The organism is Larkinella insperata, assembly GCF_026248825.1.
GTDB lineage: Bacteria > Bacteroidota > Bacteroidia > Cytophagales > Spirosomataceae > Larkinella > Larkinella insperata.
Genome location: NZ_CP110973.1, coordinates 2,843,915 through 2,864,536, shown reverse-complemented (window position 1 = coordinate 2,864,536; position 20,622 = coordinate 2,843,915). Strand labels below are relative to the sequence as shown.

The following is a 20,622-nucleotide window of genomic DNA, read 5'->3' as shown; positions in this document are numbered from 1 at the left end:
CGCCCGCTATGTATCCGAAGATTTTCCTGGGTCTGCTGCTTTTCATTGTCGTTGCGGTCGTCGTCCTTCTGACCATCGGGTATCTCATTTCGGCACCGGGCTACCAGGGTCCAGTGAGCGATCATTTCGACGGCAAACGGTTTCACAATTACAACGGCGCGGAGGCCAAGGGCTTTACCGAAGCCCTCCAGTGGATGTTGTCGAGCCGGGACAAAAAAGAATGGGGTCCTTTCCACCTTGTGCCGCCCGGCCCTCCCCCACCGGCTCACGTGGCCGGATCGCAGGTCCGGGTTACGTTTGTTAATCACTCGACGGTATTGCTCCAGTTTGACAACCTGAACGTGGTAACCGACCCGGTTTGGTACGACCGCACCAGCCCCTACCAGTGGATCGGCCCCGAGCGGCACCGCCCGCCCGGTATCCGGTTTGAGGATGTCCCCAAAGTTGACATTTTGCTGCTCAGCCATAACCACTGGGATCACCTCGACATCAAAACCGTTCAGAAAATTTGCCAGCGCGACCAGCCAAACGTTTATTGTCCGCTGGGGGTTAAAGCGTTTCTGGAAGAACAGGGCTGCAAAAACGTCACGGAGATGGACTGGAACGGTTCGCAGGTCTACAACGACAGCACAACCATCCACTGCGTTCCGGCGCAGCATTTCTCCGGTCGTGGCATGTTCGACCGTGACGCAACGCTCTGGTGTGGTTTTGTGATCGACAGCCGGGTGGCCGGGAAGCTGTATTTTGTTGGCGATACAGGCTACGGTACCTTTTTCAAGAAAATCGGCGAGCAGTACGGCCCCATGCGCCTGTCGCTGATTCCGATTGGTGCCTTCCGGCCCACCTGGTTTATGTCACCCATCCACTGCTCACCCGCCGAAGCCGTTCAGATTCACGAGGACGTTCGTTCGCAGCAGAGCGTGGCGATTCATTACGGCACTTTTCCACTGGCCGACGACGGCGAGACCGAACCCGTGGATGAACTCCGCAAAGCCCTCCGCAACCGCCCCGAGCTTGCCGAGCGGTTCTGGACGTTACCGGAAGGAGAAGGCCGGTTAGTGCCGTAATTTTCTGGGTGATTGCAACGGTTTAACCACCGCCGGGGTCCTTGGCTGTAGTCACTACTTTATCAATTCATTCTTTTTATCGTGAGCATGAAGTCCAAACAATTCAGTATCCTCATTACCTTACTACTTGGGGTCGGTATGGCCTCCTGCATGAAAAACCTTGATAATGCCGGCCTCGTTGAGGCCCAACGCAACGATCAGGAAATCAAAAATTACCTTCTTGCCAACAAACTACAAGATTCTGTAACGTCAACGCTAACGGGTTTATACCACATCATCACCCCGGCTAATTCGGGCGCGAAGCAAACCAAAGGGGGTGAAGAGCTCGAATTTACTTATGTTTTATCGTATATTGATCCGAGTAACACCAGCCGGGCGGTTGTGGTAGACACGGCCAACCGGACCAAATCGGTTTACATTCCCTTTTTGTCTGGTGTGGTGATTCCGGGTCTGCAGGAAGGCTTGTCGCTGATGAAAGAAGGACAGAGAGGCCGGTTGTATATTCCTTCCAACATTGGTTTTGGCAACGACACCCGGGATGGCAAGATGCCAGCCTACAGCGCCATTATTTTTGATGTGCAGCTCAAACGTTCACGGACGGAAATGCAGCAGATCGACGATTTCGTGAGAATTAAAAAACTGTCTAACCCGATCCTGGTCGCTTCCGGTATACCGGCTGATACGAACAAAGTTCGGGTGTACAAAACAACGCAGGGAACGGGCGAAAAAATCACCGCCGGAAAGACCGTAACCGTTGCGTTCACCGCCAATATGTTCCGGGCGACCACCGCCTTCAGCAAAAGCGACTCACTCACGTTCAAACTTGGTTCCGGTCAGTACATAACCGGTTTTGACAAAGGTGTTGAAGCCCTGAGCGTAGGTGACAAAGCCTGGCTGGTGTTTCCTTCCGCCCTCGGTTATGGCTCACAAGGCAGTATCAACCAGTCGGGTACGTACGTAGTAGCGCCTTATACGCCACTGGCTTACGAAATAACCGTGAAGTCAGTTAAATAAGAAATCTGCGGGGCCATTCCGTCTAAAAACGGAATGGCCCTCAATTTTTCTCACGGCTGGCTCATCCGTCCTTCAACCGCCAGCAAATACAGTTGCATCGATTCGCCGGTGGTGGCAATCCACTGATCGTACTCCTCAATCGCCCGCAAGCGCTCTTCTTCCGAAATATAGCCGTCTCTGACCAACTGCGGTCCGCGTATCTCGGCTACCTCCGCCCAGATACGGCTCGCAACGGAAAAACCGGCATCTTCTTTCCGGCTAATTTCAAACTGCGTTTCGACCGTTACCTCCTCCAACCCGTTGCGCTCGAAAAGGTCCCGCAGATGGTCGGCAATGGCATTGTTGAAACCGGCATCCTGGCGCCATTTCAGGAAAGCGGCATAGAACGTCTGCATGGCCGCGGGCGGTTCGGGCGACCACTCGATTCGCTCGTGATTGTAATCCAGCACGGCCAGAATACCGCCGGGTTTCAGCAGATTTTTCATGCGCACCAGAGCTTCTTCCGGCCGGTTCAGCCACTGCAATACGCGGGCGCAGGTGACCATATCGAAGCGCTCATCCGTCTCGAAGTTAAACAGATCCGCCTGTTGGAACGCCAGTTGCGGCACCTCAGCAGTATGCCGTTGGGCGTCAGCAATTAGCGTTTCACCCGGATCGATTCCCAGGACACGGCCCTGCGGCCCTACTCGTTCGGCAATGCCGCGCGTGATGGCTCCGGATCCGCAGCCCACATCCAGCACCGCAAGGCCGGGCTGCAGGTGTTTTAACAAATTACGGTTGCTGTTTTCAACGGTCCGGCGCTCCAGGATCGGATTGGCAACGGTGGGCATGGCAGCCCGGCGGTTAGCAGTTTCGTTCGACATAAGAATCCAATGTATGCATTGCGGACGATACCTCACATATGAACAAATAAAATACAATATATTGTTTGATTATTACCATAAAACGGCGTAAATTCATTGACACCATTCCCTGATACGATCATGAAAAAGCTCCTTATTTTATGCGTCGTTCTGGTTGGCCCAATGCTGCCCGTCTGGGGGCAGGATGATCAAGCGGCCATCAAAGCTCTTCTCTACAACGAAACGGTGGGTTTTTTTAAACGCGACAAGGCAAAATGGGCCGATTGCTGGGCACATACGCCTTACATTTCCTTTGCGGCTAATCTGTACGGTGGCGATTTTACCCTGATCAAAGGGTGGGATAATATGGAAAAGCAGTTCAGGAGTCAGTTCAAAAGCGGGCGACCGGCCGACAATGTCACCGTCAAGAATTCGAATTATACGATTCATCAGAACGGTAACATGGCGTTTGTATGGTACGACCAGACGCTGCTGGACAGCCACGGGAAAACTGACTCCAAAGAATCGCGGGTGGTTGAAAAAATCGGCGGTAAGTGGAAGATTATCCATGTCACGGCCCTGACCAACCTAAGTACCCTGGCGAGCCAGGCGGCCAAATAGCGCGTATTTACCGGCACCGGCAAAACTTCCTGGCAACTCGCGTTGTTATGGTCTTGCCGGTGTCTCTTTTGCCCGGTATTTTGCCATGAACAACGCCACAACCGGTACCCAAACCGAATCATTCCACGACATTATTCGCGGTGAAAAACCCGTTCTGGTTGACTTTTACGCCGACTGGTGCGGCCCCTGTAAAGTGCTGGCTCCCACGCTGAAACAACTTGCTGAACGGACGGGTGACAAACTCCGCGTTATCAAGGTCGATGTAGATAAAAGCCGCTGGGCGTCGAGTACGTATCAGATCCAGAGCGTACCGACGATGATCCTGTTCCATAAAGGAAAAATCATCTGGCGAAAATCAGGCGTTCTGTCGTTGCAGCAGCTCGAAACGATGGTGCGGCCGGTCATCGGCTAACTCACCCACGCCTTACTCCTTCCCAACCGGCTGAGTTGTCCCAACGGTTTTGCGAACTAAACCGGATCGGCGGGCGGTCCGGCCGGACGGGTGCGTCGGAACGTGACGGCGATGCCCAGCAGAATGACCAGGCCACCCAGAATCATCTGGAACGTAATTTTCTCGCCAATCAACAGCCACGCCAGAAAGCCGGTCACCACGGCCTGACTCAGCAAGCTCAGTGACACCTGCTGCGCATCGATGAAGCGCAGGGCGTGGCTAACCGCAAACCATCCCAGCAACTGGCACACCAGAGCCTGAACCGTCAACAAGCCCCAGACGCGCGGTTCGAAGCCCCACAGCGGCTCCCCCATCACCAGACAGACACCCAGGAGATAAACGCTCGAAACCGTCATGCTGCACGTCATGAAATTCAGGATCGGCACCTTGCTCAGCACCGTTTTGCTCACGACGATGTATCCGGCATAAAACAGACCCGAGAGAACGGCCAGGATGAAACCTTTGTCGAACTGCATGGTTAGAAAAGTCTCAACTCCCATCAGCAGCACTAGCCCGACCAGCGCCAGGGCGGTTCCCACCCAGAAGTAGCGGCTCGGCTTTTCGGGAAAAAACAGAAAAGCCCAGATGCCAACCCAGATGGGCGACAGATTGGTGAGCAGGCTGGCCTGCGTAGCGGATGAATACCGAAATGAGAGATTCCAGACGGCGATGTCGGATGCGAAGAAAATACCGCAGATGACAATCGGCTTCCAGTACCGAAACACTGCCCCGCTCCATTTTCGGCGAATGAGAACATACGGCCAGATGAGCAGGGTAGCGATGCTCATGCGGTAAAAAGCGTCGCTGATGCCGGATATGGGCGTAACCAGCACCAAAATCGGAAAAATACTGATGCAAAGAATACCAATGAAAAGACTCAGCCGGGCCGACATGGAGGTGCAAATGCAGATGGTGGACGAAGCCAAAGGTAGTCAGTCGTGCCTGTTCTGCCAATGACTGGCGGCCACAAAACCACGTTAACTCACGAAAGAAATGAAAAGACAAATGCGCTCCCAAACCGTGCTGGTGAGCCTGATGTTGCCGGTTTTCCTCCTGCTTCAAACCGGCTGCCGACGGCAAACACCCAACCGCCCCGAAGCCGGAACCGCGGAATTCTGGCTGATCAACCCCGACCAGTCGGCTCTGTTCGAGAAGCAAAATACCGCCCTTTCTTTCGGCAACGCAACCGGCCAGCAACCCACCATTGAGGTGAACGACCAGCAGACGTTCCAGCCCATCGACGGTTTTGGCTACACCCTAACCGGCGGTAGCGCCATGCTCATCAACCGGATGGGCGCACCGGAGCGGGCGGCTTTGCTTAAAGAATTATTTGCCACCGACGGCAGAAACATTGGTGTGAGTTACCTGCGGATCAGCATTGGCGCGTCGGACCTGGACGAGCGCGTTTTTTCGTACAACGATTTGCCCGAGGGAGAGACCGACCCCGAAATGGCCCGGTTCAGTCTGGACCCCGACCGGCCGCACCTGATTCCGGTGTTGAAACAGATTCTGGCGATTAATCCGGCCATCAAAATTCTGGGTTCGCCCTGGTCACCGCCGACCTGGATGAAAACCAACGGCAATTCGAAAGGCGGCAGCCTAAAACCAGAGTTTTATGACGCCTACGCCCGTTATTTTGTCAAATACATTCAGGGCATGCAAGCGGAAGGCATCCGGATTGACGCAATCACGATTCAGAACGAACCGCTGCATCCGGGCAACAACCCGAGTCTGCTGATGCTGCCGGAAGAACAGGCTGTGTTTATCAAGAAAAGCCTGGGGCCAGCGTTCAAAACCGCCAGCATCGACACCAAGATTGTGCTGTACGATCACAACGCCGACCGACCGGATTACCCCATCACCATCTTAAACGACCCGGAGGTCCGTCCGTACGTTGATGGGTCGGCTTTTCACCTGTATGCGGGCCCAATCGAAGCGTTGTCGGAGGTTCATAAGGCGCATCCCGACAAGAGCCTTTACTTCACCGAGCAGTGGATTGGCGCACCCGGCAACCTGAAGGGTGATCTGAACTGGCACGTCAAAAACCTGATTGTAGGGGCAACCCGCAACTGGGCACGCACGGTTTTGCAGTGGAATCTGGCCGCCGATCCGCAGCAGAACCCGCATACGGTGGGCGGCTGCGACCGCTGCCTGGGTGCCCTGACCATCGACGGCAATACCGTAACCCGCAATCCGGCCTATTACATCGTGGCGTCGGCGTCCAAGTTTGTCAGGCCGGGCTCCATCCGGATTGCCTCGAACCTGCCGCCGAATCTGCCCAACGTTGCTTTCAAAACCCCGGACGGGCGCCGGGCGCTGGTGGTCCTGAATGATAGCGAAACAGCACAAACCTTCGCGGTTCGTTTTCAGGGGAAAAGCCTCACAACCCGTTTACCGGCGGGATCGGTGGGGACGTACGTCTGGTAAGGTGCGCGTATTGACGCGGATTGCTTTCGTGAATACCGGGAATTAGTAACTTGCATTTGCCTAAACCGCTTTGCGCTCTTATGAAAAAAACGCTTCTGTCGTTCGTCTTCGCCCTTTTTACGGTGTTTACCCACGCTCAGCCGAAACCCAATATCGTCCTGATTTACGCCGATGACCTAGGCTACGGGGATTTAAGTTGTTACGGAGCGACGAAAATTAAAACGCCCCACATCGACCGGGTGGCCGCCGAAGGACTGCGGTTTACGAACGCCCACGCGACCTCGGCCACCTGCACGCCCTCGCGGTATTCGCTCCTGACGGGCCAGTATGCCTGGCGTAAAACTGGCACCGGGATTGCGCCCGGGGATGCCGCGCTCCTCATCCCGACCGACCGCGTAACGTTGCCGGGGATGCTGCAACAGGCGGGATACCAAACCGGCGTTGTCGGAAAATGGCACCTGGGACTTGGCCCCAAAGGCGGCCCCGACTGGAACGGCGACATCAAGCCGGGGCCACTGGAAATCGGTTTTAATTACTCCTTTCTGCTCCCGGCCACCGGCGACCGCGTGCCCTGTGTGTACGTTGAAAACCACCGCATTGTTGGTCTGGACCCGGGCGATCCGGTGCAGGTCAGTTACAAAGACCCCATCGGGACCGAACCCACCGGCAAGGCGAATCCGGAACTGCTGAAGATGATGTATTCCCACGGCCACGACCAGACAATTGTTAACGGAGTTAGCCGGATCGGTTACATGACAGGTGGAAAAGCCGCGCGCTGGGTAGACGAAGAAATGGCCGACGTGCTCACCGGCAAAGTGGCCCAGTTTATCGAGCGCAACCGGAAAAACCCGTTTTTCGTCTACTTCTCTACCCACGACATTCACGTCCCCCGGATGCCGCACTCCCGGTTTGTGGGCAAAAGCGGTATGGGACCGCGGGGCGACGCCATTTTGCAATTGGACTGGTGCGTGGGCGAAGTAATGAAAACGCTCGAGCGGCTGGGACTCAAAAATAACACGCTGGTCATCATCAGCAGCGACAACGGCCCGGTGGTGGATGACGGTTATCAAGACGATGCCGTGGCAAAACTAAGCGGCCACAAACCGTCGGGACCGCTGCGGGGCGGCAAATACAGCGCCTTCGACGCCGGTACGCGGGTGCCGTTCATCGTGCGCTGGCCCGGCCGGGTGAAAGCCGGTACATCCGACGCCCTGCTGAGTCAGGTGGATTTGCTGGCGTCGCTGGCCGCTCTGACGGGTCAGAAACTGGGAGCGACCGAAGCCACCGATAGCCGCAATACCCTCGACAGTTTTCTCGGGAAGGACCGCAAAGGCCGGGAGTATGTTATTGAACAGGCTCTGAACAACACGCTTTCGGTGGTGAAAGGCAACTGGAAATACATCGAACCCAGCCGGGGACCGAAGGTCATGGTCCACACCAATACCGAATCTGGATACGACCCGCAGCCCCAGCTTTACGATTTAAAGGCGGACCTGGGCGAAACGAGAAACCGGGCCGAACAGCATCCGCAGGTGGTTCGGGAACTGGCCGATTTGCTGAAAACAGCGCGGGGGAACGATCAAAAATAACGGCCATGAAAAAACAGACTGCTTTTTACGGGCTGGCCGTTTTGCTGCTGCTCCTGAGCTCCGGCCTGTCCGTTTCGGTTCAGCCAGCCGAGGAACCGCTGTTCACGCAGCGCCCGAACATTCTCTGGATTCTGTCGGAGGACATTTCAACGGAGCTGGCCTGCTACGGCACGCCGGTGGTGCAGACGCCGAATCTGGATCAACTGGCGAAGGACGGTGTCCGGTATACGAATGCGTTTACGACGGCCCCGGTTTGTTCGCCCAGCCGGTCGGCCATGATCACCGGCATGTACCAGACCAGCATTGGGGCGCACAACCACCGCAGTCACCGCGACGACGGCTATAAGCTGCCCGCCCCCGTCAAGCCCATCACGGACTACCTGCGGCAGGCCGGTTACTACACCGTTAACGTAAAAACGGCCGCGCCGGGCGTGGCCAGTCCGGCCAAAACCGACTTCAATTTCCGGCCGGATCACCCGGTTTTCGACGGTACCGACTGGAACCAGCGCCAACCGGGTCAGCCGTTTTTTGCCCAACTGACTATCGACGAAACCCACCGGGGCAAAGCCTGGAAAACCGTTGTCAAGCAGCATGAACCGCACATCCGGCCCGAAGAGGTGGTCTTGCCGCCGTATTATCCTGAGCATCCCGTGGCCCGCGCCGACTGGGCCACCTACCTGGAATCCATTCAACTGATGGATAGTTACGTCGGGAAAATCCTGCAACGCCTGAAAGACGAAGGCATTGCCGAGAACACCGTGGTCATTTTTTCGGGCGACAACGGCCGCTGCCACGCCCGCGACAAGCAGTTTCTGTACGAGGGGGGTATTCACGTGCCGCTGATGATCCGCTGGCCGGGCCACCTGAAGGCCGGGCAAGTCAACACCGATCTGGTTAGTGCCATTGATGTTTCGGCCACGATTCTGAAACTGGCCGGGATTGCGCCCCCGGCCTACCTGGACGGACGGGTGATGCTGGGCAAAGAGGCTAAAAAGCGGGACTACATCATTGCCGCCCGTGACCGCATGGACGAAACCGTGGATAAGATGCGCTGCGTGCGCGACAAACGGTTTAAATACATCCGGAATTACCGCCCGGAGGTGCCGTACATGCAGCCCAACGCCTACAAAGAAAACGAATACCCGATGTGGAACCTGCTGAAAGAACTCCACCGGCAGGGTAAGCTCACGCCCGCCCAGGCGCTGTTTGTGGCTCCCACCAAACCCGCCGAGGAACTGTACGACCTGCAGGCCGACCCGCACGAGCTAACCAATCTGGCGGCATCGCCCCAACACCGGAAAACCCGGGACAAAATGCGAACGATTCTGGACGTGTGGGTTCGGGAGACGAACGACCAGGGGCAATATCCCGAGGAGAAAATCTGGCTGCCGAAGAAGTAACTGGTGTAATTGGAAAATACTACTTGCGGCCTGAAACCGTATTCTTAAATTGTTGTTAAACACGTATGGACCAAAGCAGCATCCAATCTTTATTAACTTCTTTTAAGGAAGAAGCTCGACGGCTTTATCAGGACCGTCTTGCCGCGCTGTATCTATTTGGTTCTTACGCTCGTGGAGAAGCTAGTGAGTATTCGGATGTAGATATTCTGGTTGTCCTGAAAGACGAAACAATCTCTCCTTTTAAAGAACTAGAGGCAATGGGAAACTTCACGTTTGACTTGGAATTAACTCATGAAAAACTCATTCAAATTGTTCCAACTACCCAAAAGCAATTTAATAGGCTTGCTAGTCCTTTGTATCACAATGTTAAGAGGGAAGGCAGGGCTTTATGAATGACCTGATTACTCTTCTACTAGAAAAGTCTGATAGAGCGTTAGAAGACGCTCAATACCTTTATTTTGAGCGAAAAAGTTACGAAGCATCAATCTCCCGAGCGTATTATGCCATGTTTTATGCCGCAGAAGCGGCTTTGTTAACTAAAGGCGAAACCACAGTCACCCACAAGGGTCTATCAATGCTGTTTTCCAAGCACTTTATTAAGGGCGGCTTGCTTGAGCCCGAATACGGCCGAATGCTTTCAAATGTTTTTCGCCAGCGGCAGTTGAGTGATTATGAAATACGTTTTGAAGCAAATGCGCAGGACGCTGATCTAGTTATTGACAATGCGGAATCTTTTATTCAGCGAATCAAAAGTTTACTTGCTGATCCATTACATAGCCTTGCAAGCTAAGCTCTTAAGCATCAATTAATACTACCTAATTTTCGTGTATCTAGAATCCCACCAAAATCAACGTTCCTGGGAATCACTGCCCTAAAATCAAAAAGCCCCGAAAAACAGGGCTTTTTGACTAGATAGAACAATTTATTTCTCAGCTTCCACAAGCTTCGCAGCCTTCCGGATTATCCAGCGAGCAGATCATCGCGGCATAGGCAGCTTCGGCTTCGCTGACCTGCACCGGCTGGGCAGCGGCCCCTTCCTGGGCGTATTTCTCGTAGTTTAGCGGCTTTTCCATCGTTTCGACCAGCACCGGCTCCAGTTGGGCATCGGCCTGCTTTTCGACCGTGAACTTCACGGCGTCGGCAGCGGCTTTCGTGCGCAGGTAGTACATACCGGTTTTCAGACCGCGCTTCCAGGCGTGGAAGTGCATCGACGTCAGCTTGCCGAAGTTGGCATCCACCATGTGAATGTTCAGCGACTGCGACTGGCAGATGTACGCACCCCGGTCGGCAGCCATGTCAATAACGGTTTTCTGCTTGATCTCCCAAACGGTTTTGTACAGATCCTTGATGTTCTGCGGAATGCCCGGAATCTCCTGCACGGAGCCGTTGGCGGAAATCAACATGTTTTTCATGCGATCGTTCCACATGCCGAGTTTCACAAGGTCTTTCAGCAGGTACTTGTTCACAACCACGAACTCGCCCGACAAGACGCGACGAACGTAGATATTGGACGTAAACGGCTCAAAACACTCGTTGTTACCCAGAATCTGGCTGGTTGAAGCCGTCGGCATCGGAGCCAGCAGCAGCGAGTTCCGAACGCCGTGCTGCACCACTTCTTTCCGCAGCGATTCCCAATCCCAGCGACCTGATTCGGGTTTCACACCCCACATATCAAACTGGAAGATGCCCTGCGAAATCGGTGAGCCTTTCCAGGTTTCGTACGGTCCATACTGCTTTGCCTGTTCCATCGACGCAGTCATGGCGGCAAAATAGATGGTTTCGAAAATATCTTTGTTCAACTGCTTCGCTTCTTCCGATTCAAACGGCATCCGCAGCATGATGAACGCATCGGCCAACCCCTGAACGCCCAGACCAATCGGCCGGTGGCGCATGTTCGACCGACGGGCTTCTTCGACCGGATAGTAGTTGATGTCGATGATCTTGTTCAGGTTCTTGGTGGCCACCTTCGTGATGTCGTACAGCTTCTGGTGGTCGAACCGCAGAATACCGTCCTCGCCTTTCGTAATGTACTTCGGCAGGGCAATCGACGCGAGGTTACACACCGCTACTTCGTCGGCATCCGTATACTCGATGATTTCCGTACAAAGGTTCGACGACTTGATCGTACCGAGGTTCTTCTGATTCGATTTCGAGTTGGCCGCATCCTTGAACAGCATGTACGGCGTTCCGGTTTCGGTTTGCGATTCCAAAATCTCGTACCACAGGTCCTGCGCCTTGATTTGCCGACGATACCGGCCTTCGCGCTCGTATTGCTCATACAGTTGGACGAACTCATCCCCGTGCGTATCGGCCAGACCCGGACACTCGTGCGGACACATCAGCGACCACACATCGTTTTCTTCCACCCGCTTCATGAACAGGTCCGGTACCCAGAGGGCGTAGAACAAATCGCGGGCGCGGAGCTCTTCCTTTCCGTGGTTTTTCTTCAGTTGCAGGAAGTCGAAAATATCCGCGTGCCAGGGTTCCAGATACACCGCAAACGAACCTTTGCGCTTGCCACCGCCCTGATCAACATAGCGAGCCGTATCGTTGAAAACCCGCAGCATCGGGATAATCCCGTTCGAGGTTCCGTTCGTGCCTTTGATGTAGGTACCCGTTGCCCGAATGTTGTGGATGCTCAGACCAATACCACCCGCCGACTGCGAAATCTTGGCGGTTTGTTTCAGCGTATCGTAAATGCCCTCGATGCTGTCGTCTTTCATCGTTAGCAGGAAGCAGCTCGACATCTGCGGCTTGGGCGTTCCGGCGTTGAACAGCGTCGGCGTTGCGTGCGTAAACCACTTTTCCGACAGCAGATTGTAGGTTTCAATGGCGGCTTCCACGTCGTTCATGTGGATACCGACGGCCACCCGCATCAGCATGTGCTGCGGCCGCTCGGCAATCTTGCCGTCCATTTTCAGCAGGTACGATTTTTCCAGCGTTTTGTAGCCGAAGTAATCATAACCGTAGTCGCGGTCGTAGATGATCGTTGAATCAAGCAGGGCGGCATTTTTCCGAACTACATCGTAGACTTCCTTCGAAATCAGGGCGGCATTTTCCCCTGTTTTCGGATCGACGTAATTGTAAAGCCGTTTGATGGTTCCCGAAAACGACTTGTTGGTTTCTTTATGTAAATTCGAGATGGCCATCCGGGCCGCCAGAATCGCGTAATCCGGGTGGCGGGTCGTCATCGAAGCCGCCGTCTCAGCCGCCAGGTTGTCCAGCTCGGTGGTTTTTACGCCGTCGTAGATCCCGTTGACCACCTTCATCGACACTTCGATCGGTTGCACATAAGCGGGGTCCAAACCGTAGCACAGTTTCTCAATCCGTGCGGTGATTTTGTCGAGTTTGACCGATTCCCTGCGGCCGTCACGCTTGATTACGTACATAGTTATGTTATGGGATGGTGTATTGTAAATGTATGAATGATATGAATTAACTCAGATTCGATTCTTAAAGGTACTAAGCACTAGTACAACAAAACAAAGACTAATGTTCGCCCGCGTCCTACTAACTTAGAAATATTCTAACCTTCGGTGATGTTAAGAAACTGTTAAGACCTTACTCAGAACCACTTACCGAAACCCTACCGGAAAATGGGCCTAAAAAAGTTGATAGGATAATTTTAGTGAATGGTAGGCACCCAGGGCTAAAACCCTGACTCTTACTGAATTGTTAGCCAAATTGACGAAAAAGCCATAAAAAATCAATCTGGATTAACATACTTTTTTTGTTGAAACAAAAGCTAGCGAAGGGGTTGTAAACCAATTAGAAAGTCCTTATCTTTGCAGTCCTTAAAATCCACCACTCTATCCCAAGGCGTCGGTGGCAAGACATTCAACAACTGATTCATTTTTTGTATTTTTTATATTGTCATGAAAAAAGGCATCCATCCAGAGTACAGAGATGTTGTGTTCTGGGATCTGACCAGCGATCACAAATTTCTTTCCCGCTCGACCATTCAAACGAAAGAAACGATTGAGTTTGAAGGCAACACGTATCCAGTGGTTAAAGTCGAAGTAAGCTCGGAATCTCACCCCTTCTACACGGGTAAGAACGTTATGCTCGACACCGCAGGTCGCGTTGACAAGTTCTTGAAGCGGTACGGTAAGAAATAACCGCACTGAACGCATCGAAAAAGCCGTCGCCCGTATTCCGGGCGACGGCTTTTGCTTTTACCTCTTAAATGCCTAGCCAGCCAGGGCGGATTCTTCCTTTTTGCGCCCGCTTAGCCGCCGGACCACCACGCAGAGCACCACCAGCAGCACCGCCAGAATCAGCAGGTAAACATAACCTTTCGACAGATCCGGGGCAGCAACGGCTTTTTTACTGGTCAGCATTTCGTAAGCCGGAATAATCCAGGTAATCACGTACGCCTGTGCCAGCGTAATGAAACAAATGATGATCAGCATCAGGAAGCTATGCGCGACCGTAAAGCGAAAAAGCTGCGACTCTTTCCCGACCAGATCACCAGCCGCAGCCGCCACCGCAATGGACTGGGGCGAAATCATTTTCCCGACCACGCCCCCCGACACGTTGGCGGCCACGGTTACGACCGGATCAACGCCGATGGTCTGCGCCGTAGCGTACTGAAGTTTGCTAAACAGGGCGTTGGCCGACGTATCGGAACCGGTGATGAAAACACCCAGCCAACCCAGTACGGGCGCAAAAAACGGAAACCAGGAGCCAGTATTGGCCAGAACAGCCGCCAGCGTTAGCGTAATGCCGGAATCGTTGACGATGTAGGCAAATCCCAGCACAGCGGCAATCGTCAGAATCGGGAATTTCAGCTGACTGAGCGTATCCGCAAGAATCCGAGCACCCTGGCGGTAGGTCAGCCCCACGAGCGGGATAGCGATTAAATCGGCCAGCAGAATGGCGGTTCCGGCAGCCGATAAGTAGTTTACTTTAAAGATTTTGGGAATCGGATTGCCGTCCTGCCCCAGAATGGCGTTGTGCAACCCCGGCACGTCAAACTGAAACGCCCCCCACGAATTCAGCACATCCTTGATCGGCTGCATTCCCCAGGCAATGATGGTGATCGTCAACACGATAAACGGCGACCAGGCCCGCAGCATCTGTCCGCTGGTGTAGGCGCTGGTCGTTAGGAGGGTCGGTGCTGGTTCGTTGGCAAAACGCCAGACGCTCCTGGGCTTCCAGAAGCGCAGAAAAACCATCAGGCAGATGATCGACCCCAATCCGGCAATCACATCGGGCAATGAAGGCCCCAGGTAATTCGACGAAAACCACTGCAGGAAGGCAAACGACGCTCCCGACACCAGCACCGCCGGAAAAACCTCGGTCGCCCGTTTGAAACCCGCCACCAGCGTTACCAGGTAAAACGGCAGAATGATGGATAGAATGGGCAACGTGCGGCCCACCATCTGCGAAATCGGCATCTCCGGAATATCGGAAACCTGCGAGGCTACGGTAATGGGAATACCGATGGAGCCAAAAGCCACCGGGGCGGTGTTGGCAATCAGGCAGATTCCGGAAGCATAAAGCGGGTTAAACCCCAACCCCACTAGCATGGCCGCCGTGATGGCAACCGGTGCGCCGAAACCCGCGGTTCCCTCCAGAAACGAGCCAAACGAAAAAGCAATCAGCAGGGCCTGCAGCCGCCGGTCGCCCGTGATGGAGGCCATGAAATGCTTGATGATCTCGAACTGCCCACTTCTGACGGTCAGATTGAAAAGAAAAACCGACATGATAACCAGCCAGCAAATCGGGAACAAACCGTACAGCGCCCCGTGCCCGATGGACAAAACGGCCAGTTTTGCCGGCATTCCGTACACCAGCAGGGCAATGAGGGCCGCCAGCACCGTGGCCATCAGACTGGCTTGATAGCCCTTCATCTTTTTGACGATCAACGCCCAGAAAATAAAGAGAATGGGCACGGCCGCCACCAGAACGGACAAGGCAATGTTATGGAAGGGATCGATAACCTGTGTCCACTTCATGGTAATCAGGGCGTTTAGGAATACAGTGAAAGGAGCCAAACCAGCCGGATGCCGACGAATCCGGGCATTCCTCCGCGTAGACAAAGACACAACCGCTTGTTTTCTAATCAGATTGAGCGTTCCACTCAGCAGCAAGCCTTTGAATTGCCATTCCGGCTCCCAAGAAAAAACCCCGCTGAAAACATCCAGCGGGGTCGGGTTTAGGATACGTCAGAAAATTAGAAACCGGCGTTCTGCTGGAGATTGCGGTTGTTGTCGATCTCGCGCTTCGGAATTGGCAGCAGGAGCTGGTTGGCCGTGAAGGTTTTGCCGTAAACCGTCGTGTGGCCCACGAAATCATCCCAGCGCTTGGTAACATCGTTGCGCACTTTCCGGGTCCGGATCATATCAAACCAGATTTTGCTTTCAAAAGCCAGTTCGTAATACCGTTCCGCCCAAACAGCCTGCTCAAACGCATCCACGTTCGTCGTCGTCACCGGAGCCAGTTTGGCCCGCGCCCGAACGTCGTTGAGCGCCTTTTGGGCTGCTGCATTCGGAGCGCCTGTTGCCCGGTTCGACGCTTCGGCGAACATCAACATCACATCGGCCAGTCGGTAAATCGTGTAGTTGATGTTGGCCTTGGCGTCGTTGTCAACGGCTTGTTTGTCAAAATACTTGTAAATGTAGTAACCGCCCAGGGCCAGGGAATCCCGACGCGGATCGCCCAGTGGGTAATCCGACGGGTGTCCTTTGTAATACGTGTAGTAGAACTGCTTTTCCTGCGTGCGTTTGTCGCCTTTCTCGTAGCTTTCCACAAACTCTTTGCGCGGAATCAGCCCGCCGTATTCATCCGCGTAAGCCGCAATACCCCGGAAGGCGGGCAGCGTTACCGGCGTCATGCCGTTGTGCCGGATGTCTTTCTCGTGCTGCACCTGCAGAATGAATTCCCCCTGGTTGCGGTTCGCCGGGTTGATCATGTCCGTGTACTCCGTAAACAGCCTGTACGTACCGTTGTCGATTACTTCTTTCGAGCGTTTGGCCGACTCCGCGTAGTATTGGTTGCCTCCTCTGACCGGATAACCCGCATACGTCAGGTACACATCAGCCAGGATGGATTTGACGGCCCCCATCGAGATTCTACCGTCGGTATCGCGCCAGGGCAGGGTTGACTTCTCGGCTTCCAGCAGGTCCGGAATGATAATTTCGTCGTAAATCTCCTTCACGGGCGAACGGGGCGTCTGCACCTGGCCCAACTCCGTAATCTGGGAGGTAATTTTCGGTACATCGCCGAACATCCGAACCAACTGAAAATAGTAGAGCGCCCGCATGGTTTTGGCCTCTGCAATCATGTTGGTTCTGGTAGCCGCGGGCAGCGTCGAAAAATCGCCCAGCTTCTGAACGGCCAGGTTTGCCCGGGCAATGCCGGCATACAGCCCTGACCACCAGTTGTCGATGTAAAACGCGCGGGCGTCGTATTCGAGGTTAAAGAATTTGAACGCTTCGGTCTGGGAGTTGCCGTCGGCTTTGCCCGTCATGAATTCGAGCAGCGATGCGTTGTTGCCGCCCCAGCCCCCACCGCCGTTGTTCCAGGTGCCGATGGTCGAGTAAGCGCCGTTCACAAAAGCGCGGGCAATTTCCGGGCTGGATACCGGCGACGAGGTGGTCAGCGAACCGGTCGGATTTTCTTTCAAAAAGTCCTCGCAGGAAGTCAGCGTCAAACCAACAGCCGCCAGGGTATACATAATATGTTTTTTCATTGTTGCAGAGTTGAAGCCCGGCGTTTTCGATTGACGAATCCGCTGGACGTTGAACGATTAGAACTGAACATTCAAACCAAGGCTGAAAGTCCGGGGCCGGGGATACTGGAAAAACTCAATATTCTGAATCAGCTGTCCGCCAAAAGCCGTCAACGCTTCCGGATCGTACCCCGAATACTTCGAAATCAGGAAGAAGTTCTGCGCACTGGCGTACACCCGCAGCCGTTGAAAATTGAGTTTACCGATTTTGTTGGGCAGCGAGTAGCCAAACACGATGTTCTGACCCCGAACAAACGAGCCGTCTTCCATCCACCAGTCGTCCATAGCGGTATCATAACCGGCGTTGTAATGGCGAATTTCGGCAATCATGCTGTTTTGGTTTTCGGGTGTCCAGGCTCCCAGAACGCTCCGCGAACTGCTGGCGATGGCCTGACGGTCTTCCACCGAGTGTTTCGTAGCGTTGACGGTATTGACACCCATGACAAACCGAATGTCGAACGACAGGTCAAACTTGCCAAACTGGAAGGTGTTCCCTACGTTCAGGTTCCACTTGGGATAGGCCCGTCCGATGATGGTTTCGTCCGATCCGTCGATTTTACCGTCGTTGTTCAAATCCGCCCATTTGATATCACCCGGCAGCCGGTTGTACTTGGCCGCCAGATCCGCTTCCGCCGTGCTGAACGTGCCCAGTCGTTTGCGGCCCCAGAACGTACCGATGGGCTGGCCGACGCGCAGAATGTTGGTCTGGCCGAGGAACCACGGTCCCGGGAAAATATCGTCGTTGTTGATACCTAATTTCAGGATTTTGTTTCTGTTGGTCGAGAAAGCCACGTTGGTCGTCCAGGAGAAATTCTCCGTCGCGACGTTCCGGCTGTTCAAACCAATTTCCAACCCTTTGTTTTCAACCGAACCAATGTTTTGCGTGACCACCCCTAAACCCGTTGACCACGGAATGGGGGCATCCAGCAGCAGATCTTTCGTGATCTTGTGGTAGTAGTCCACCGTCAGGTCGATGCGGTTGTTGAGCAGACCGATGTCGGCGCCAATGTCGAGCTGGTTGGTGAACTCCCAGCGCAGATCCGGGTTACCGAACGAGCTCTGCCAGATACCGGTCTGACGCACCCCGCCCAGCAGCACATCGCCCGTACCGAGGAATTGCTGCGAACGGTACTGCCCGATTTCCTGGTTACCGGTTTTCCCGTAGCTGGCCCGCAGTTTGAGGTTCGACAGCCAGGAAACGGATTTCAGGAACTCTTCCTGACTCACGTTCCAGGCAACAGCCGCCGAGGGGAAGAACGCGTATTTGTTGTTGGCCCCAAACTTCGACGCCCCGTCGTACCGACCCGTAAACGTAACCAGATACCGATCTTTGTAATTGTAGTTCAAACGGGCAAAATACGAGTTCAGGCTCCACTCCTGATCTTCGGAAGAGGGTTTCTGCAAGCTCGTACCGACGCCCAGGTTATGGTAGCCCCAGAAGTCGTCAATGAAATTTTGTGCCGCTGCCAGATACCGTTCCCACGAGCGTTTCTGCCACGACAAACCCGCCAACCCCGAAATTGTGTGGTCGTTGTTGATGGTTTTGTTGTAGTTCAGGTAATTTTCAAACTGCCAGTAATATTCCTGGTTGCTCCAGATATCGGCAACTCCCCGCTGGTCAGCCGAAAGCGCGTTGAGGTCGCGGCCCGAATAGAAGTTGTTTTTCTCGAACTTCAGTTCGTAACCGAAGTTGCTCCGCAGCGTCAGGTCCGGCGTAAAGGTCAGCAACGAATAAATCTGACCCAGCATCTGGTTTTTGGGATTGATCCGCAGGCGCTGGTTTGCAATCCGAACCGGGTTTTCCCCGCCTTCCATGCCCGGCCAGTCTTTGTTCCGGCCCCAGCTTCCATCGGGATACTGAGTAGGCAGAATGGGGATCGCTTCCATCACCATCCGCGGAACGTTCAACCCGCCGGATGCATCGTCCACTTCGCGCTGATTCGTCCGGTTGAGGAACATGCTTCCGCCCAGTTTCAGCCACTTTTTCACGTCGGTGTCCAGCGTAAACTTGGCCGAATACCGTTTAAACCAGGAGTTCAGCATCAGACCGCCCTGATCGGTGTAGCCCAGCGACAAGCTATAAGACGTTTTCTCGGTACCACCGCGCACCCCCAGTTCGTGGTTCTGCGCCCAGGTTGGTCTGTACACTTGCCGCTCCCAATCCGTGTTGTAAAGGGGCCGTCCGTTTGCATCGAACAGATTCGGGAAGTTTTTCGGATCGTTCCGCACGTACTTTCCGCTGGCAAAACCTTCCGGGTCGTACTTCTGCGCGTTGTCGTATGCTTTGTTGTAAACCGACATAAACTCGTCGGCCGACAGCGTGCCGAGGTATTTGGCCGGGGTGATGTAGGAACCCCAGGTATCGTAAGAAACCTGCGTTTGGCCGGATTTACCACGCTTGGTCGTGATGATAATTACACCGTTTGCACCCCGCGCTCCGTAAATAGCGGTGGCCGATGCATCTTTCAGGACTTCCAGGGACTCGATGTCGTTCGGGTTGATCAGGTTGGCGTTTGTTACCCCAATGATTCCATCGACCACGTACAGCGGCTCCAGGCTGGAGTTGATCGAACCGACCCCCCGAATCCGGACCCGGGGCTGGTAACCCGGAGCCGACGAGTTGACGGAAACATCAACACCCGGCAGCCGTCCCTGCAATGCCTGCCCAATGTTCGCAGCCTGCCGATCGAGCAATTTTTCTCCTTTAATAGCCCCCACAGAACCAGTCAGGTCGCTCTTGCGCACGGTTCCGTAACCAATCACAACCACTTCGTCCAGGTTGCGATTATCCGATTCCATCGTTACGTCAATCGTACTGCGGTTGCCGACCGCTACTTCCTGTTTCCCATATCCGATGGAGCTAAACACCAGCGTGGCGTTTCCGTCGGTTACATCCAGTTGGAAAGCCCCATCAGCGTTGGTGTTCGTTCCGCGGCTGGTGCCTTTTTCAACGACGTTCACGCCCGGAAGACCCGCTCCGTTGGCTTCTTTCACCACACCCCGCACCGTAAACGCAACGGCTTCCGGCCGCTTTACGCTCACGGTTGGTTCAGCCACCAGGCTTGCCGTGGCCGGGGCTGCGGTTTCCCTTTTGGACAAGACAATCTGATTGTCCACCAATTCGTACGAAATGCCCAGCGGCATCAGCATCTTGTCCAGCACGTCGGCCAACCGGCCTCCCTGTGTCTGGAAGCTCACGCGCTGCTCCTGAACAATACGGCTACTGAATACAAATTTGATGTTTGCCTTTTTTTCAATCTGCAGCAAGGCATCCCGCAGGGTTACGTTTTCTACCTTCAGGGCTACTTTCCGACTCAATTCATCCTGACCGGGCCGATGGCCGGCGAAGGATGCAGAGGACAAGATCATCACCAGAAGCAGTTGCACGAAGGTCAACCGGAGCGGTGATGCATTGCCGCCTGGTGGGGCGTAGAATTGATTGCTCATAGCAGTGTTTAGTGAAACAGGTTAAAGAA

Annotated in this window: 16 protein-coding genes; 10 read left to right on the top strand and 6 right to left on the bottom strand. The window is 54.3% G+C overall.

What is annotated here, in order from left to right; genetic code table 11:
- The first annotated feature begins 8 nt into the window (after nt 1-8).
- Complete coding sequence (locus OQ371_RS11615; protein ID WP_265993934.1) at nt 9-1,067, top strand: MBL fold metallo-hydrolase; 1,059 nt, start codon at nt 9-11, stop codon at nt 1,065-1,067.
- A gap of 87 nt (nt 1,068-1,154) precedes the next feature.
- A complete protein-coding gene (locus tag OQ371_RS11610; protein WP_265993933.1) occupies nt 1,155-2,081 on the top strand; it encodes an FKBP-type peptidyl-prolyl cis-trans isomerase in 927 nt (308 codons plus the stop codon).
- Between the two features lie 50 nt (nt 2,082-2,131).
- Here OQ371_RS11610 and OQ371_RS11605 read toward each other — a convergent pair whose 3' ends face one another.
- Nucleotides 2,132-2,944, bottom strand: coding sequence for a class I SAM-dependent methyltransferase (locus OQ371_RS11605; protein ID WP_265993932.1), 813 nt, complete (start codon nt 2,942-2,944; stop codon nt 2,132-2,134).
- A gap of 120 nt (nt 2,945-3,064) precedes the next feature.
- On the opposite strand from OQ371_RS11605, the gene OQ371_RS11600 reads away from it, so the two are divergent.
- Entirely contained in the window at nt 3,065-3,544 is a 480-nt protein-coding gene (locus tag OQ371_RS11600; RefSeq protein WP_265993931.1) for a YybH family protein, read from the top strand.
- Nucleotides 3,545-3,629: 85 nt separating this feature from the next.
- Nucleotides 3,630-3,956 carry a thioredoxin gene (gene trxA / locus OQ371_RS11595; protein ID WP_265993930.1) on the top strand — a complete coding sequence of 109 codons (327 nt, stop codon included), beginning with the start codon at nt 3,630-3,632 and terminating at the stop codon, nt 3,954-3,956.
- A 56-nt stretch (nt 3,957-4,012) separates the two neighbouring features.
- On the opposite strand, the gene OQ371_RS11590 is transcribed toward trxA, so the two are convergent.
- Complete coding sequence (locus OQ371_RS11590) at nt 4,013-4,921, bottom strand: DMT family transporter (RefSeq protein WP_265993929.1); 909 nt, start codon at nt 4,919-4,921, stop codon at nt 4,013-4,015.
- A 67-nt stretch (nt 4,922-4,988) separates the two neighbouring features.
- Between OQ371_RS11590 and OQ371_RS11585 the strand changes: the two genes are divergently transcribed.
- The 5 genes from OQ371_RS11585 to OQ371_RS11565 all read left to right on the top strand — a co-directional run bounded on the left by OQ371_RS11585 (nt 4,989) and on the right by OQ371_RS11565 (nt 10,201).
- The gene (locus tag OQ371_RS11585; RefSeq protein WP_265993928.1) at nt 4,989-6,422 is read left to right on the top strand and encodes a glycoside hydrolase family 30 protein; all 1,434 of its coding nucleotides are present in this window, start codon (nt 4,989-4,991) and stop codon (nt 6,420-6,422) included.
- An 80-nt stretch (nt 6,423-6,502) separates the two neighbouring features.
- Entirely contained in the window at nt 6,503-8,011 is a 1,509-nt protein-coding gene (locus OQ371_RS11580) for a sulfatase family protein (RefSeq protein ID WP_265993927.1), read from the top strand.
- A gap of 5 nt (nt 8,012-8,016) precedes the next feature.
- On the top strand, nt 8,017-9,411 hold the full coding sequence (locus tag OQ371_RS11575; RefSeq protein WP_265993926.1) for a sulfatase family protein: 1,395 nt from the start codon (nt 8,017-8,019) through the stop codon (nt 9,409-9,411).
- Nucleotides 9,412-9,476: 65 nt separating this feature from the next.
- Nucleotides 9,477-9,803: a nucleotidyltransferase domain-containing protein gene (locus OQ371_RS11570; RefSeq protein WP_265993925.1), complete on the top strand. Its 327-nt coding sequence runs from the start codon at nt 9,477-9,479 to the stop codon at nt 9,801-9,803.
- A complete protein-coding gene (locus OQ371_RS11565) occupies nt 9,800-10,201 on the top strand; it encodes a HEPN domain-containing protein (RefSeq protein WP_265993924.1) in 402 nt (133 codons plus the stop codon). The genes OQ371_RS11570 and OQ371_RS11565 overlap by 4 nt, the downstream gene beginning before the upstream one ends.
- A gap of 139 nt (nt 10,202-10,340) precedes the next feature.
- On the opposite strand, the gene OQ371_RS11560 is transcribed toward OQ371_RS11565, so the two are convergent.
- Nucleotides 10,341-12,800 carry a ribonucleoside-diphosphate reductase subunit alpha gene (locus OQ371_RS11560; protein WP_265993923.1) on the bottom strand — a complete coding sequence of 820 codons (2,460 nt, stop codon included), beginning with the start codon at nt 12,798-12,800 and terminating at the stop codon, nt 10,341-10,343.
- 486 nt (nt 12,801-13,286) lie between these two features.
- On the opposite strand from OQ371_RS11560, the gene OQ371_RS11555 reads away from it, so the two are divergent.
- The gene (locus tag OQ371_RS11555; protein WP_111626672.1) at nt 13,287-13,529 is read left to right on the top strand and encodes a type B 50S ribosomal protein L31; all 243 of its coding nucleotides are present in this window, start codon (nt 13,287-13,289) and stop codon (nt 13,527-13,529) included.
- A 72-nt stretch (nt 13,530-13,601) separates the two neighbouring features.
- On the opposite strand, the gene OQ371_RS11550 is transcribed toward OQ371_RS11555, so the two are convergent.
- From OQ371_RS11550 to OQ371_RS11540, 3 genes are all read right to left on the bottom strand, one after another.
- A complete protein-coding gene (locus tag OQ371_RS11550; protein ID WP_265993922.1) occupies nt 13,602-15,371 on the bottom strand; it encodes an L-lactate permease in 1,770 nt (589 codons plus the stop codon).
- A 218-nt stretch (nt 15,372-15,589) separates the two neighbouring features.
- A complete protein-coding gene (locus OQ371_RS11545; RefSeq protein ID WP_265993921.1) occupies nt 15,590-17,107 on the bottom strand; it encodes a RagB/SusD family nutrient uptake outer membrane protein in 1,518 nt (505 codons plus the stop codon).
- 57 nt (nt 17,108-17,164) lie between these two features.
- Nucleotides 17,165-20,593, bottom strand: coding sequence for a TonB-dependent receptor (locus tag OQ371_RS11540; protein WP_265993920.1), 3,429 nt, complete (start codon nt 20,591-20,593; stop codon nt 17,165-17,167).
- Nucleotides 20,594-20,622 lie beyond the last annotated feature (29 nt).

Bases quoted from the DNA above. Each gene is read 5' to 3' on its own strand.
- OQ371_RS11615 (WP_265993934.1), top strand. From the start codon at position 9: ATGTATCCGAAGATTTTCCTGGGTCTGCTGCTTTTCATTGTCGTTGCG.
- OQ371_RS11610 (WP_265993933.1), top strand. From the start codon at position 1,155: ATGAAGTCCAAACAATTCAGTATCCTCATTACCTTACTACTTGGGGTC.
- OQ371_RS11605 (WP_265993932.1), bottom strand. From the start codon at position 2,944: ATGTCGAACGAAACTGCTAACCGCCGGGCTGCCATGCCCACCGTTGCC.
- OQ371_RS11600 (WP_265993931.1), top strand. From the start codon at position 3,065: ATGAAAAAGCTCCTTATTTTATGCGTCGTTCTGGTTGGCCCAATGCTG.
- trxA (WP_265993930.1), top strand. From the start codon at position 3,630: ATGAACAACGCCACAACCGGTACCCAAACCGAATCATTCCACGACATT.
- OQ371_RS11585 (WP_265993928.1), top strand. From the start codon at position 4,989: ATGAAAAGACAAATGCGCTCCCAAACCGTGCTGGTGAGCCTGATGTTG.
- OQ371_RS11580 (WP_265993927.1), top strand. From the start codon at position 6,503: ATGAAAAAAACGCTTCTGTCGTTCGTCTTCGCCCTTTTTACGGTGTTT.
- OQ371_RS11575 (WP_265993926.1), top strand. From the start codon at position 8,017: ATGAAAAAACAGACTGCTTTTTACGGGCTGGCCGTTTTGCTGCTGCTC.
- OQ371_RS11570 (WP_265993925.1), top strand. From the start codon at position 9,477: ATGGACCAAAGCAGCATCCAATCTTTATTAACTTCTTTTAAGGAAGAA.
- OQ371_RS11565 (WP_265993924.1), top strand. From the start codon at position 9,800: ATGAATGACCTGATTACTCTTCTACTAGAAAAGTCTGATAGAGCGTTA.
- OQ371_RS11560 (WP_265993923.1), bottom strand. From the start codon at position 12,800: ATGTACGTAATCAAGCGTGACGGCCGCAGGGAATCGGTCAAACTCGAC.
- OQ371_RS11555 (WP_111626672.1), top strand. From the start codon at position 13,287: ATGAAAAAAGGCATCCATCCAGAGTACAGAGATGTTGTGTTCTGGGAT.
- OQ371_RS11550 (WP_265993922.1), bottom strand. From the start codon at position 15,371: ATGAAGTGGACACAGGTTATCGATCCCTTCCATAACATTGCCTTGTCC.
- OQ371_RS11545 (WP_265993921.1), bottom strand. From the start codon at position 17,107: ATGAAAAAACATATTATGTATACCCTGGCGGCTGTTGGTTTGACGCTG.
- OQ371_RS11540 (WP_265993920.1), bottom strand. From the start codon at position 20,593: ATGAGCAATCAATTCTACGCCCCACCAGGCGGCAATGCATCACCGCTC.